The 12,526-nt window shown below is 68.0% G+C and carries 13 protein-coding genes and 1 other RNA gene; 5 read left to right on the top strand and 9 right to left on the bottom strand.

Annotated elements, in window-relative coordinates; all coding sequences use genetic code 11:
* Positions 1-30: 30 nt before the first annotated feature.
* The gene (locus HND92_RS08395; protein ID WP_172206720.1) at positions 31-681 is read left to right on the top strand and encodes an FMN-dependent NADH-azoreductase; all 651 of its coding nucleotides are present in this window, start codon (positions 31-33) and stop codon (positions 679-681) included.
* A gap of 124 nt (positions 682-805) precedes the next feature.
* Here HND92_RS08395 and HND92_RS08390 read toward each other — a convergent pair whose 3' ends face one another.
* From HND92_RS08390 to HND92_RS08370, 5 genes are all read right to left on the bottom strand, one after another.
* On the bottom strand, positions 806-1,357 hold the full coding sequence (locus HND92_RS08390) for an NADPH-dependent FMN reductase (protein ID WP_011805547.1): 552 nt from the start codon (positions 1,355-1,357) through the stop codon (positions 806-808).
* 155 nt (positions 1,358-1,512) lie between these two features.
* Entirely contained in the window at positions 1,513-2,313 is an 801-nt protein-coding gene (locus HND92_RS08385) for a MetQ/NlpA family ABC transporter substrate-binding protein (RefSeq protein WP_011805548.1), read from the bottom strand.
* 184 nt (positions 2,314-2,497) lie between these two features.
* Complete coding sequence (locus tag HND92_RS08380; RefSeq protein ID WP_172206719.1) at positions 2,498-3,604, bottom strand: DUF6817 domain-containing protein; 1,107 nt, start codon at positions 3,602-3,604, stop codon at positions 2,498-2,500.
* Positions 3,605-3,766: 162 nt separating this feature from the next.
* A complete protein-coding gene (locus tag HND92_RS08375; RefSeq protein ID WP_011805550.1) occupies positions 3,767-4,432 on the bottom strand; it encodes a methionine ABC transporter permease in 666 nt (221 codons plus the stop codon).
* Positions 4,433-4,442: 10 nt separating this feature from the next.
* A complete protein-coding gene (locus HND92_RS08370; protein WP_088886961.1) occupies positions 4,443-5,489 on the bottom strand; it encodes a methionine ABC transporter ATP-binding protein in 1,047 nt (348 codons plus the stop codon).
* A 585-nt stretch (positions 5,490-6,074) separates the two neighbouring features.
* Between HND92_RS08370 and HND92_RS08365 the strand changes: the two genes are divergently transcribed.
* Positions 6,075-7,262, top strand: coding sequence for an MFS transporter (locus HND92_RS08365; RefSeq protein WP_172206718.1), 1,188 nt, complete (start codon positions 6,075-6,077; stop codon positions 7,260-7,262).
* Between the two features lie 9 nt (positions 7,263-7,271).
* On the opposite strand, the gene HND92_RS08360 is transcribed toward HND92_RS08365, so the two are convergent.
* From HND92_RS08360 to dnaX, 4 genes are all read right to left on the bottom strand, one after another.
* Entirely contained in the window at positions 7,272-7,679 is a 408-nt protein-coding gene (locus HND92_RS08360) for an MAPEG family protein (protein ID WP_011805553.1), read from the bottom strand.
* Positions 7,680-7,743: 64 nt separating this feature from the next.
* Positions 7,744-8,334: a recombination mediator RecR gene (gene recR / locus HND92_RS08355; RefSeq protein ID WP_172206717.1), complete on the bottom strand. Its 591-nt coding sequence runs from the start codon at positions 8,332-8,334 to the stop codon at positions 7,744-7,746.
* Between the two features lie 158 nt (positions 8,335-8,492).
* Positions 8,493-8,825, bottom strand: a complete 333-nt coding sequence (locus tag HND92_RS08350; protein WP_011805555.1) for a YbaB/EbfC family nucleoid-associated protein — start codon at positions 8,823-8,825, stop codon at positions 8,493-8,495.
* Between the two features lie 29 nt (positions 8,826-8,854).
* Positions 8,855-10,894, bottom strand: coding sequence for a DNA polymerase III subunit gamma/tau (gene dnaX / locus HND92_RS08345; RefSeq protein ID WP_172206716.1), 2,040 nt, complete (start codon positions 10,892-10,894; stop codon positions 8,855-8,857).
* A gap of 237 nt (positions 10,895-11,131) precedes the next feature.
* On the opposite strand from dnaX, the gene HND92_RS08340 reads away from it, so the two are divergent.
* The 3 genes from HND92_RS08340 (at position 11,132) to HND92_RS08330 (ending at position 12,457) form a co-directional block, all read left to right on the top strand.
* Positions 11,132-11,410: a hypothetical protein gene (locus tag HND92_RS08340; RefSeq protein ID WP_172204913.1), complete on the top strand. Its 279-nt coding sequence runs from the start codon at positions 11,132-11,134 to the stop codon at positions 11,408-11,410.
* Positions 11,411-11,451: 41 nt separating this feature from the next.
* An RNA gene (ffs, locus tag HND92_RS08335) (signal recognition particle sRNA small type) lies at positions 11,452-11,548 on the top strand.
* 273 nt (positions 11,549-11,821) lie between these two features.
* Positions 11,822-12,457, top strand: coding sequence for a hypothetical protein (locus HND92_RS08330; protein WP_015913088.1), 636 nt, complete (start codon positions 11,822-11,824; stop codon positions 12,455-12,457).
* Positions 12,458-12,526: the final 69 nt, after the last annotated feature.

Genomic DNA, 12,526 nt, shown 5'->3' with positions numbered 1-12,526 from the left:
CGGGTTTGTCCCTATCTCCAGGAGATTTCCATGCAACTGCTGCACATCGATTCCGCCATCACCGGTGACCAGTCCGTCTCGCGCCAGCTCACGGCGCAGACCGTCGAGGCCTGGAAGGCCAGCCATCCCGCCACCCAGGTGAGCTACCTGGACCTGGTGGCCGACGCGCCTGCGCACTTCACGATGGATGCGATGGCACCGCGTACCGGCCAGACCGACGGCCTGAGCGAGGCGCAGCAGCGCGAGAACGCCGTGTCCGAGCGGCTGGTGAGCCAGTTCCTGGCGGCCGACGTGGTGGTGATCGGCGCACCGTTCTACAACTTCACCATCCCCACGCAGCTCAAGGCCTGGATCGACCGTATCGCCCAGCCCGGCCGCACCTTCCAGTACACCGCCAACGGCCCCGAGGGCCTGGCCAAGGGCAAGACGGTGATCGTGGCGTCGAGCCGCGGCGGCGTGTATTCCACCAGCGAAGGCGGCCGCGCCATGGAGCACCAGGAAAGCTACCTGCAGACCGTGCTGGGCTTCTTCGGTGTGACCGACGTGCGCTTCGTGCGCGCCGAGGGCGTGGCCATGGGTGGCGATGCCAGGGCCCAGGCCCTGGCCGCCGCCGCCCAGGCGATCGAGGCCCACGTAAAGGCCCATGCCGCCAACCAGGACCGCGTCAGCCAGGCCGCCTGACCAGCCCCGGCGCCTCGCCAAACAAAACCCGCCTCCGGCCATGCCGGGGCGGGTTTTTTCATATCAAAATGGGATTTAACCCTTGATAGTCAAGCGCAAACAGCTATCTAATCGATAGCAACTGTCAGCCGTTGTGGCGCTTGACCCAGGCGATGTACCGGTCCATCCAGCGCTGCAAGAAGTCCTTGCTGCCCTCGCCGATGGTGCCGTCTTCGTTGAACAGGCCGTCCTTGGCATGGATGAAGGCCTCGGGCTGGCCCAGCGTGGGCATGTCCAGGTAGGCCAGCACATTGCGCAGGTGCTGCTGCGCCATCGCCGTGCCCATGGCGCCGATGGACACGCCGATCACACCCGCGGGCTTGCCCGCCCAGGCGCTCTGGCCATAGGGGCGCGATGCGTTGTCGAGGGCGTTCTTGAGCACGCCGGGGATGGAACGGTTGTATTCCGCCGTGACGAACAGCACGCCCTGCGACCCGGCGATCTCCTTCTTGAGCCGTTGCACGGACTCGGCCTGCTGGCCGTCGTCATCCTGGTTGTACAGCGGCAGGTCGTCGATGCGCACCTGGTGGAATTCGCAGTCCGCGGGCGCCATGCGCGCCAGCGCGTGGGCCAGCTTGCGGTTGAACGAATCCTTGCGAAGGCTGCCGACGACGACGGCAATGCGGTAGTGGCTCATACGGACCCTTTCTGGCAGAGGTAGGCGCCGCACAGCGCCATCGCGATGGCGGGCGGCCGGACCATCTTACGGGCCGCCGTGGAACGCCGCTGTCAGACAAGCGGCGGTCACGGCACCGGGGCCGGGGGCCGGTCGAGGCCCCCCGCCGCGCGCCATCACCAGCCTGCCAGCACCGAGCCCTTGAACTGCGTCTCGATGAAGCGGCGGATCTCCTCGCTCTGGTAGGCCTTGACCAGTTGCGCCACCCAGGGCTTGTTCTTGTCGGCCTCACGCACCACGAGCAGGTTGACGTAGGGGCCGTCCGGGCTTTCCTGCGCGATGGAATCGGTCTTGGGGTTCAGGCCGGCGGAGATGGCGAAGTTGGTGTTGATGGCCGAGGCGTCCAGGTCGTCCAGCGAGCGCGGCAGCTGCGCGGCGTCCAGCTCCACGAACTTGAGCTTCTTCGGGTTGCCCACCACGTCCAGCGGCGTGGCCTTCAGGCCTGCGCCGTCCTTGAGCTTGATGAGGCCCTGCGCCTGCAGCAGCAGCAGCACGCGGCCGCCGTTGGTGGGGTCGTTGGGAATGCCGAAGCGCGCGCCTTCCTTCAGGTCGGCCAGCTTCTTGACCTTCTTGGAATACAGGCCGATGGGGAAGTTGACGGTGTTGGCCGCCACGGCGAACTTGTAGCCACGGTCCTTGATCTGCGCATCCAGGTAGGGCTTGTGCTGGTAGCTGTTGGCGTCCAGGTCGCCGGCGGCCAGGGCCGCGTTGGGCTGCACATAGTCGCTGAACTCCACCACCTGGATCTTCAGGCCCTGCTGTTCGGCCACTTTTTTGACCTGCTCGAAGATCTGCGCGTGCGGGCCCGCCGTCACGCCGATCTTCAGCGGCTTGTCCTGCGCCAGGGCGTGGCCCGAGAGGCCGGCGGCCATTGCCAGGGCCAGGGTCGATTGGAGCAGGGAGCGCTTGGAAATCACGGGAAACCTTTCATACCGTTACAGGGAGAGCCGGCATCGTAGCCCCTGCGGCACGCCCTCCGAACGAATACTTTTCCATATCCAAAGAACCCGCACACATGAAGAGCACCCGAGCGACAGAGCACCTGAGGGGGTGAAAGGCCGCGCATTCTCCACTCCCCGGGAAGGCCGCAGCGCCGCCCCGTCAGCCCTTGAGCGCCACGTTGTTGAGCTTGTCCAGCCGCGCGGGCCAGCCGCCCTCCTCGGCCGACTGCAGCAGGATGCGCGTCCAGGCGATCCAGGCGTCCCACTGCACGCGCTTGTCCCAGGCATTGCCCCAGGCGCTGAAGGCCTGCAGCGCCCCGCGTGCGGCGCACGCCGCGTCCTGCGTGCGGCCGGCAGACAGGTACAGCTGTGCCAGCACCATCTGCGGCTCGCCCACCCAGGGGTTCAGGCGCACGGCCTGCTCCAGCGTGGCCGTGGCGCCGTCCAGGTCCACCAGCGGCTGCGCCAACTGGATCACCGACCAATACAGGGCCGTGGCGGCCGCCTCGTCCTGCGCCGTCAGGCCCTGGCTGCAGTGGTCGAACACGGGCGGCAGCGGCAACTGCCCGCGCAGCCCGGGGTGCTGCAACGCCAGGCCCAGCGCCGCGATCTGGCTGACCATGCGGGCCGTGGGGCGCATGGGTCCGGGCCACAGCGACGCGGCCCAGTGCACGGCCTGTGGGCGCGAAGGATCGACGGCGGGAAAGCGCGAGTAGATGTCGTCCTGCCAGCTGAACCACTGCTCGATCGTGTCGGCCATGCTGACGATGGTGAAAGCCGCCACCTCGTAGGGTGCGAGGTGCACGGTCTGGCGCGGCGCGGGGCCGTTCTTCTCCACGACCAGCGAGCCGTCGGCCTGCAGCTCGCCGGCCAGCACCTTTTGCACGAACTGCGCGCGGCTCATGGTGCAGAACAGGTACACCAGGTGCTCGGCGCTCTCGCCCACCAGCGCCTGCAGGCGGCCGCGCTCGCTGGCCGCGTCGAACTTCACCAGGTCGACGAAGGCATTGCCGTACACGCTGTGCAGCAGCCCGAGCAGACGCACGTCCCGGGGCTGGCCCCACAGCGCCAGCGACCGGGCCACGCCCACCAGGTGATGGCGGAAGGTTCCGGCCTTGTGCCAGTCCTGCCCCACGCCGCGCGCCAGCACCATGGGCAGCACGGGAGCCAGATCGGCATCGTGGGCCAGCCATTCATCGTCCAGCAGGGACTGGGCGCGCTGGAACAGCGCGTCATCCGGTGGCGCAAAGGCGGGCAGTGCGGACATGGCGGGGTCTCCTTCGTGGTAGTGGCTTTGCCATCGAGTATCGGCCAAGCCGCCCGCACACGCAGGTCTTCTGTCAAAACAGCCCGCAGCGCCCGCTGCACAAGCGCCAGAAGCTATCAAATCAGGAGCATACACATCCCGTGTGCGCCCTCCTGTCCTGCATCAGCGGTGTGACAGGCGGCGCACGGCCCAGTCACCCAGGCTCTGGATGGCTTGCACGAAGAAGATCAGGATGACCACCACGGCCAGCATGATGTCGGGCAGGAAGCGCTGGTAGCCGTAGCGGATGCCCAGGTCGCCCAGCCCGCCGCCGCCGATGGCGCCGGCCATGGCCGAGTAGCCCGTGAGGCTCACGAAGCTGATGGTCAGGCCCGCCACGATGCCGGGCAGCGCCTCGGGCAGCAGCACCTTCCACACGATCTGGCCGGTGGTGGCGCCCATGGACTGCGCGGCCTCCACCAGGCCGTTGTCGACCTCGCGCAGCGCCGTCTCCACCAGCCGCGCCACGAACGGCGCGGCGGCGATGGTCAGCGGCACCACGGCCGCCCAGGTGCCGATGGACGATCCGGTGATGAAGCGCGTGAACGGGATGATGGCCACCAGCAGGATGATGAACGGCGTGGAGCGCACGGCATTCACGATCCAGCCCACGATCTTGTTGGCCGGGCCGTTCTCCAGCACGCCGCCCGCGTCCGTGAGGCGCAGGAACACACCCAGCGGAATGCCCACCAGGCCGCCGACGATGCCGGACACGCCGACCATGATGATCGTCTCCCACAGCGAGGTGACGAACAGCTCCAGCATCATTTCAGAAAAGTTCTCGAACATCGCCCGCCCCTCAGCCTGTCACTTCCACGGTGCGCACCACCACGCCGTTGGCACGCAGATAGTCGATGGCCGCGCCGATGCGCGCCATGTTGCCGCTGGCATACACCGCCAGCGAACCGAAGGTCTGATCCTGGATCTCGTCGATCTGGCCATGCAGGATGGACAGGTCCAGTCCCAGCTCGCGGATCAGGTGCGACAGGATCGGCTCGTAGGCATGCTCGCCCGCATACGACAGGCGCAGCAACTGGCCGCTCGCGCCCGGCTCCAGCCGCGCGGCCAGGCTGCGCACGCGCGCCAGCACCCCGGCGGGCAGCTCCTGGGGCACGATCTCGTCGATCAGGCTCTTGGTGATGTCCTGCTGCGGGCGGGTGAACACGTCGACCACCGGGCCCATCTCCACGATGCGGCCCGCGTCGATCACGGCCACACGGTCGGCAATCTGCTTGATGACCTGCATCTGGTGCGTGATCAGCACCACCGTCACGCCCATTTCGCGGTTCACCTGGCGCAGCAGGTCCAGGATGGAACGGGTTGTCTCGGGGTCCAGCGCGCTGGTGGCCTCGTCGGACAGCAGCACCTTCGGGTTGCTGGCCAGCGCGCGCGCAATGCCCACGCGCTGCTTCTGCCCGCCCGAGATCTGCGCCGGGTAGCGGTCGGCCAGGTGCGCCAGGCCCACCAGGTCCAGCAGCGGGTCGATGCGCTTCTTGATCTCGGCCCGCGGCATGCCCGCCAGCTCCAGCGGCAGCGCGGCGTTGTCGAACACCGTGCGCGACGACAGCAGGTTGAAGTGCTGGAACACCATGCCGATCTCGCGGCGCGCGGCGCGCAGGTCGGCGTCGGACAGTTGTGTCATGTCGCGCCCCGCCACCATCACCTGTCCCGACGTGGGGCGGTTGAGCAGGTTGATGACGCGGACCAGCGAACTCTTGCCCGCGCCCGAACGGCCGATGATGCCGAACACCTCGCCCGGCGTGACATGCAGGTCGATGCCGCGCAGGGCTTCGACGGGGCCCTGCGGGCCCGGGTAGATCTGGGTGATACCCCGAAGGTCAATCATGAAATGCAATGCAAAGCGCGCGCAGGCTGCCCCCTCAGGGATGGCCAGCCGCGGCGGGTGAAGATCAGAACAGCGGGTGAATGTAATTGTTCGTTATGAAAAACCCAACGAACAAAAAGTAGGCACATAAGACGGCCCCGTTATGAGGCGTGCTTCAGCGAGCCGGGCGCTGCCCCTGCCGGGCGGCAGTGCCACGCAGTAGCGGAGCACAGGGGCGATTTTAGGTGACGGGGCACATCCCCGGGCCGGCGTGCGCCTGCGCCTGGGGCAGGAACACGCGCAACTGCAGCCGTCCTGCCAGGGCGAGTGGCGAAACGGCGCCCGCCCGCCCAGCGATGCGCAAGACTCGCCTACCACCGACAGCACAGGCGTATGGCGCACCACCTATCCACGGCTGCGTGGCGCGTGGGGTCTAGCGCCGGCGGCCTCCATGGGGGCCCTCGCCCACCGTACCATTCACCATTCACCGTTCCCGACACGCCCCGCTGCCGGCTCCCCGTCGCCGCCGCTCCCCACCGCGCGGGCTTTCTCCCTCCACCTATGCAAGAACGCTCCTGGTCTCCCGTTGTTTGGATTGGCTATGCCATGTGCGTCGGCGTCATGGGCACGGCGCTGGCCAGCCCGCTGTACCCGCTCTACCAGCAGGCCTGGGGGCTCAAGCCCAGCGACATCACGCATCTCTTCGTGGTGTACATGTTCGGCGCGCTCACCAGCCTGCTGTTTCTGGGGCGGCTCACGCAGCGCCACGGCTTCCTGGCCATCCTGCGCACGGGCCTCGCGCTGATGACCGCGGGCGTGGTCCTGTCAGCCCTGGCGTGGAATGTGCCCGTCTTCATGCTGGCGCGGCTCATGATCGGGCTGGCGTCGGGAATGATCACCACCTCGGCCTCCATCGGCATGGTGCAGGCCCGCCCCGGGCGTGATCCACGGCGCACGGCCGCACTGACCACCGTGGCGATGACGCTGGGCTTCGGCCTGGGGCCGCTCGTGGGCGGCTTGATGGCCCAGTGGATGCCCCAACCGCTCGTCACCGCCTACGTGCCCACGGCGGCCATGGGCCTGCTGGCGGTGTATGCGCTGCACCAACTGCGCGGGCTGCCCACAGGGGGAACGCGGGACGACGCCCTGCCGCCCGGCACTTGGCGCGGCGTGATCGCGCAGTGGATGCCGCGGCTCACACCGCCGCCGCGCCTGCGCCGGCGCCAGTTCTGGCTGGCGAGCATGGGCGCCTTCAGCGCCTTCGGCATGTTCAGCCTGTACTCATCGCTGGCGCCCAGCTTCATGCAGGAGATCGTGCCCTGGCATGGGCCGGCCGTGAGCGGACTGTCGATCGCGATGATCCTGTTCCTGTCGTCCGCGTTCCAGTTCATGGTGCGCAACTGGCGCACCAAGCGCGTGGCCCTGGCCAGCGGCTGCGCGCTGGTGCTGTGCAACCTGCTGCTCATGGCGACCACGCTCACCGGCGCCACGCTGGTGTTTGGCGCGGCGGTGATCGCCACGGCCTTCGGCCATGGGCTGGCCAATGTGGCGGGCATGGGCGTGGTGGCCAAGCTCACCACGCCCGAAGAGCGCGGCGGCCTGCTGTCGTCCTACCTGATCGTGGGATACCTGGGCACCATCGTGCCCATCCTGGGTATGGGCTGGCTGTCGGACCACGTGGGCCTGAACCGCGGCTTGCTGGTGTTCTGCGGCGCCATGGCGCTGCTGAGCGCCGTGGTCACCGCGCTGGGCATGCGCACCGCGGAGATCCCCGTGCCGCAGCAGCACCTTTAACCGCTGGTGTCAGCGCCAGCCGATCAGCAGGATGGCGATGTTGACCAGCAGCCCCGCGCCCCACACCAGGCTGCGCGCCGTGGGCATGTCGCCCACGTACATGGTGATGTAGGACACGCGCAGCATCACGAACAGGAAGGCCAGCAGGTCCAGCATCATCTGCGGCGCACCCAGCTGGTGGGCAATGATGACCGCGCCGATGAAGAACGGCAGCGCCTCGAAACTGTTGGCCTGCGCCGCATTGGCACGGGCGCGCCAGCCGGTCTGGCGCGCCAGCCACGCACGCGGGTCGTGGTTGTCGCTGCCGCGAAAGCCCCCCCGCTTGGCCAGCAGCGCGCAAGCCATGGGCAGCAGCGCCGCAATCAGCACGCACCAGTAGGCCACGGTGAAGCGGGCCACATGCATTGTTGTGTTCATTTTTGCAGTGTTTTTGGCCTCCAGCGCTTATCCAACAAGCGCTAGCAGCTATTGTTTTTGATATTCAGCGCCGATCCGCCAGCGCATGAGCGATGGTGCCCAGGTCCACGTATTCCAGCTCGCTGCCCACGGGCACGCCCCGCGCCAGGCGCGTGACGTGCACGCCGCGGCGCTTGAGCGCCTCGCCGATCGCGTGGGCCGTGGCCTCTCCCTCGGCCGTGAAGCTGGTGGCCAGGATCACCTCCTGCACCACGCCGTCGCTGGCGCGCTCCAGCAGGTTGTGCACACCGATGTCGCGCGGCCCCACCCCATCCAGCGGCGACAGCCGCCCCATGAGCACGAAGTACAGCCCCTTGAACGCCGCGGTGCGCTCCATCGCGGCCTGGTCGGCGGGCGTCTCCACCACGCACAGGCGGGAGGCGTCGCGCGCCGGGTCCAGGCAGGTCTCGCACACCGCGCCCTCGGTGAAGGTGTGGCAGCGCTCGCAATGGCGCACCTGCGTTGCCGCCTGCGCCAGCGCCTGCGACAGCACCTGCGCGCCGGCGCGGTCATGCTGCAGCAGATGAAACGCCATGCGCTGCGCCGACTTCACGCCCACACCGGGCAGGCGCCGCAGGGCCTGGATCAGTGCGTCAAGGGAGCTGGTGTCGGACATGAAGAATGGATTTCGGAGTGCAAACGCCGCCCCAAAGGGCGTAGCGAGCGCCTGCCAGGCGAGGCGGACGGAGCACGGCAACCGGAACGTACTTGCCTAGTACGTGAGGATTGCGAGCACCGCCCCACGACGCATGGCCGGCGCGCAGTAGCCTGCCCTCAGAAGGGGAATTTCATGCCGCCGGGAAGGCCTGGCATGCCGGCCGTGATCTTGGCCATCTTCTCCGCCGAGGTTTCCTCGGCCTTGCGCACCGCGGCGTTGAAAGCGGCGGCCACCAGGTCTTCCAGCATGTCCTTGTCGTCGGCCAGCAGGCTGGGGTCGATGGTCACGCGCTTGACGTCGTGCTTGCAGGTCATCAGCACCTTCACCAGGCCGGCGCCGGATTCGCCTTCGACCTCGATGTTGGCCAGGTCATCCTGGGCCTTCTTCAGGTTGTCCTGCATGGCCTGGGCCTGCTTCATGAGGCCGGCGAGCTGTCCCTTGTTGAACATGGATGGTTTCCTTTGCGTTTCAAAAATGGTTATGCAGGCTTGATGCTGCCCGGCACGATTTTCGCCCCGAAATCACGCATCAGTTGCTGCACGTAGGGGTCGTTGTGGACGATCTCCTCGGCCACGCGCTGGCGTTCGGCCGCGGCGTGCGCGTTGCGGCGCGCGGGGCTGTCGATCACCACACCCACCTCCACGCTGATCTGGCGCGCATGACCCGCGGCCTCCAGCGCCGCGCGCAGGCGCTCGCGCGCCGTGGGCTGGTTGAGCGACTCCCGCTCCACGCGCAGCAGCCAATGGTCCGGGTCACGCGCCACCAGTTGCGACTGCAGCGCCAGTTCGCGCACCAGGGCGGTGATGGCCTCCTGGGCAATGAGCTGCTGCACGGTGGCATGCCAGACATCGCCCTCCTCCGTGCGCACCAGCCGCGCGGGTGCCGGGGCTGCCGATGGCAGGGGCTGCAGGCGCGCGCCGGGTTCCGGCGCGGTACGCACGGGGATTGCTACCGTTTCAGGAGCTGCTTGCGCTGTATGGGCGGGCGCTGGAGGTGTTTTTTGCCTTAAATCCTCAGGGGAGCGTACGGGCAGACGCACAGGCGCTGCGGCCCGTACGGGCGCCTGGGCCGCGTCGCCGGCTTCCCACGGGGGAGATTCGCGGTCGCCCGCGTCCAACGCGTCCTGCACGGCCTGGTTCACATCGTCCGGCGTGGCTTGCGCCCGCGTAGGCGCTGCCGATGCGGCGGGCCGGGCGGGCGCGGCAGTCGCGCAGTCCATCGCGGGCGCCTCGACCGGAGCCGGGTGCACCGACACCGGCGGCGGTGCAGGAGCCCGGTCCGCGGCGGCCGGCACAGCCTGCGGTGCCTGAACTACCGGCGTATCGGCCGGCGCATGGGCCGACGGCGCTGCGGCTTCAGGCCGCGTCAGAGTTTTTTTTTCAGCCGAGGCAGCCGCGCCGCCTTCCGAAGCCGCCGGCTTGAACGCCAACAGGCGCAGCAGCACCATGGTCAGCGCGGCATATTCGTCGGGCGCCAGACCCAGATCGGCGCGGCCGTGCAGGCAGATGGTGTACAGCAGCTGCGTCTCGTCGGCCGGCAGGGCGGCAGACAGGCGCGCAACCTCTGCCGCCTCAGGGTCGCTGGCGTCCGCGGCCGCAGCCATCTGCGGAACGGCCTGCAGCACGGCCATGCGCTGCAGCACGGCGCTCATGTCCTCCAGCGTGGAGGCGGCGGACAGGCCGTTGATGCGCAGGGTGTCCGCCGTCTCGACCACCGTGCGGCCATCGCCCTGCGCCAGCGCGTCGATCAGACGGAACACATGGCTGCGGTCCACGCTGCCCAGCATCTGGCGCACAGCGGCTTCCTGCAATTGGCCGCTGCCGAAGGCAATCGCCTGGTCGGTCAGGCTGAGCGCGTCGCGCATGGAACCGCGCGCGGCGCGGGCCAGCAGCCGCAGGGCCTGCGGCTCGGCGGGCACGTTCTCGGCGGCCAACACGCGGGTGAGGTGCTCCAGCACCGTCTCGGGCGCCATGGGCCGCAGGTTGAACTGCAGGCAGCGCGAGAGCACCGTGACTGGCACCTTCTGTGGATCGGTGGTGGCCAGCACGAACTTGAGGTATTCCGGCGGCTCCTCCAGCGTCTTGAGCATGGCGTTGAACGCCGTGTTCGTGAGCATGTGCACTTCGTCGATCATGAAGACCTTGAAGCGCCCCTGCACCGGCTTGTAGACGGCCTGCTCCAGCAGCCCCTGCACCTCGTCCACGCCGCGGTTGGAGGCGGCATCCAGCTCGGTGTAGTCAGGAAACCGGCCGCTGTCGATGTCGGTACAGGCCGGGCACACGCCGCAGGGCGTGGCAGTGATGCCGCCTTGGCCGTCCGGCCCCTGGCAATTGAGCGACTTGGCCAGGATGCGCGAGACCGTGGTTTTGCCCACGCCGCGCGTGCCGGTGAACAGGTAGGCGTGGTGCAGCCGCTGCTGCGTGAGCGCGTTGGAGAGCGCCTGCACCACGTGCTCCTGCCCCACCATCTCAGAGAAGGTCTTGGGACGGTATTTGCGGGCGAGCACAAGATAGGACATGGGGCGTGATTCTATGTGCGGGCCAGACACGCAGCGCGCCAAGGCTTCTAGCTGGTGCGTGCCTACGCAGGCCACCGCGCCGACCGAGGGTGATCTGTTCTCTGCCAGGTTTCATACTCCCCGGGAACGACTGCAAACTGCCAGTCCCACCGCACCGCCATGTTGCCCGCCCTGCTTCCATCCCTTGCGGCCCGCAGGCGGCTATCGCGACAAGGGTTGCCGACCCGGTCGGCTGGGGTGCGTCTCGCCTGCTGGCTACTGTGTCTGTGCCTGCAGCCGCCGACGCAGGCCCAGGATGGTTCTAAAGACACCTCCGCCGTCGATCCACCGACGCAGCACCAGGCATTACCTGCGGACCTGGATCTGCGTGCGCGGGACTACCCCGAGCCAGACGGTTACTCGCTGCCCAGCACGCCCGAGTTTGGCGCCATCGGCGTGCAGCTGCAGGGCGACTCACGTTTGCTGCTGCGCGTCCGGCGCGGTGGCCCCATGCTGTACTACCGGGCAAAGTTCTGACAGGCCACGGGCAGAGCGTGGTTCGTCGTACAATCACAGGCGACGGGCCTCCCCGCATGGTGAAGCGGCCAACCGGGTCAGGTGGGGAACCAAGCAGCCCTAACTGTGGAGCCAGTGCCGGGGGTAAGGCTCGTCACCTTCTTCTTTTCTTCCCCCTTCTTTTTTTGCGTCGCCTGAGCGCTTTGCGTTTCATCGGGCGGTTGCGGCGTTCCCGCACATGAACGCGATGCGTCAGCTCCGTCCTACAGTGGAACAAGCACGGCGATCGCGACAAGCACGTGCCCGCGGTCCATACTGCGCCCCAGGAGTTCTCGCCACCGATCCACTTTCTTGCTGTCCCGTGCCGCCATGCTGTCTGCCATGTCCGCGCTGCTTGCAAGTCATCTGCTCCGGCCGCTGCCACGGCCGGCCATGGATTGGGGCATTGTGTGCCTGCTGTGCCTGTGCGCGGCATTTCCCGCCCGGGGCGATGAGAGCCTGCCAGACGGTGCTGCGGCCGCATTGCGACAGGCTCAGGATGAGCCTTCTTCCGCCGCCTTCACGCAGGACACCGCCACCTACCCCGACCTGAACGGCAGCGATCTTCCGCGCGCAGCATTCGGCAACAGCGTTCAGTACACGGACATCACCCGTTGGCTTACACCGCTGCAAGCCTCTCGCCTGGGGCTGACGCTGGGCGTGGTGGTTCCGTCGGACGGCGCGGCCCGCGCAGGAGCCGTCAGCCCGGCCTACCCGTCAGGCACCCCGCTGGCCTACGACCTGGGTCTGCGCTGGCGATCACAGTTGCAGCCGCGCGTACGGCTGGACCTGCAGGCCTGGGCCCGCACCCACCCGCACACGGGCCTGCACGACGCCATGGGCATGATCTGGGGTCGCGACCAAGGCAGCAACTTTGGCACCCGTCTGGAGGTGCAATGGTCCGCATCGCGCACGCGCGGTCTGGTCCCCGAGCTGGGTGCCATCGGCGTGCAGTTGCAAGGCGATGCGCGGCTGGTGCTGCGCGCCCGCCGCGGCGGGCCCATGGTGTATTACCGCGCGAAGTTTTGACCGCGCGCTCAGCAACGCTCTGGGTTGACGCCGACCTTCCCGCAATGACCGCAGAGCATGGCCCAAGGC

The organism is Diaphorobacter sp. JS3050, assembly GCF_013154915.1.
Lineage (GTDB): Bacteria > Pseudomonadota > Gammaproteobacteria > Burkholderiales > Burkholderiaceae_C > Diaphorobacter > Diaphorobacter nitroreducens.
The sequence above is the reverse complement of the archived record's forward strand: the minus strand, read 5'-3'. Positions and strand labels throughout refer to the sequence as shown.

Coding starts and splice junctions, on each gene's coding strand:
- HND92_RS08390 (WP_011805547.1), bottom strand. CDS start 1,357: ATGAGCCACTACCGCATTGCCGTCGTCGTCGGCAGCCTTCGCAAGGAT.
- HND92_RS08330 (WP_015913088.1), top strand. CDS start 11,822: ATGGATTGGGGCATTGTGTGCCTGCTGTGCCTGTGCGCGGCATTTCCC.
- recR (WP_172206717.1), bottom strand. CDS start 8,334: ATGTCCGACACCAGCTCCCTTGACGCACTGATCCAGGCCCTGCGGCGC.
- HND92_RS08365 (WP_172206718.1), top strand. CDS start 6,075: ATGTGCGTCGGCGTCATGGGCACGGCGCTGGCCAGCCCGCTGTACCCG.
- dnaX (WP_172206716.1), bottom strand. CDS start 10,894: ATGTCCTATCTTGTGCTCGCCCGCAAATACCGTCCCAAGACCTTCTCT.
- HND92_RS08370 (WP_088886961.1), bottom strand. CDS start 5,489: ATGATTGACCTTCGGGGTATCACCCAGATCTACCCGGGCCCGCAGGGC.
- HND92_RS08395 (WP_172206720.1), top strand. CDS start 31: ATGCAACTGCTGCACATCGATTCCGCCATCACCGGTGACCAGTCCGTC.
- HND92_RS08360 (WP_011805553.1), bottom strand. CDS start 7,679: ATGAACACAACAATGCATGTGGCCCGCTTCACCGTGGCCTACTGGTGC.
- HND92_RS08375 (WP_011805550.1), bottom strand. CDS start 4,432: ATGTTCGAGAACTTTTCTGAAATGATGCTGGAGCTGTTCGTCACCTCG.
- HND92_RS08380 (WP_172206719.1), bottom strand. CDS start 3,604: ATGTCCGCACTGCCCGCCTTTGCGCCACCGGATGACGCGCTGTTCCAG.
- HND92_RS08350 (WP_011805555.1), bottom strand. CDS start 8,825: ATGTTCAACAAGGGACAGCTCGCCGGCCTCATGAAGCAGGCCCAGGCC.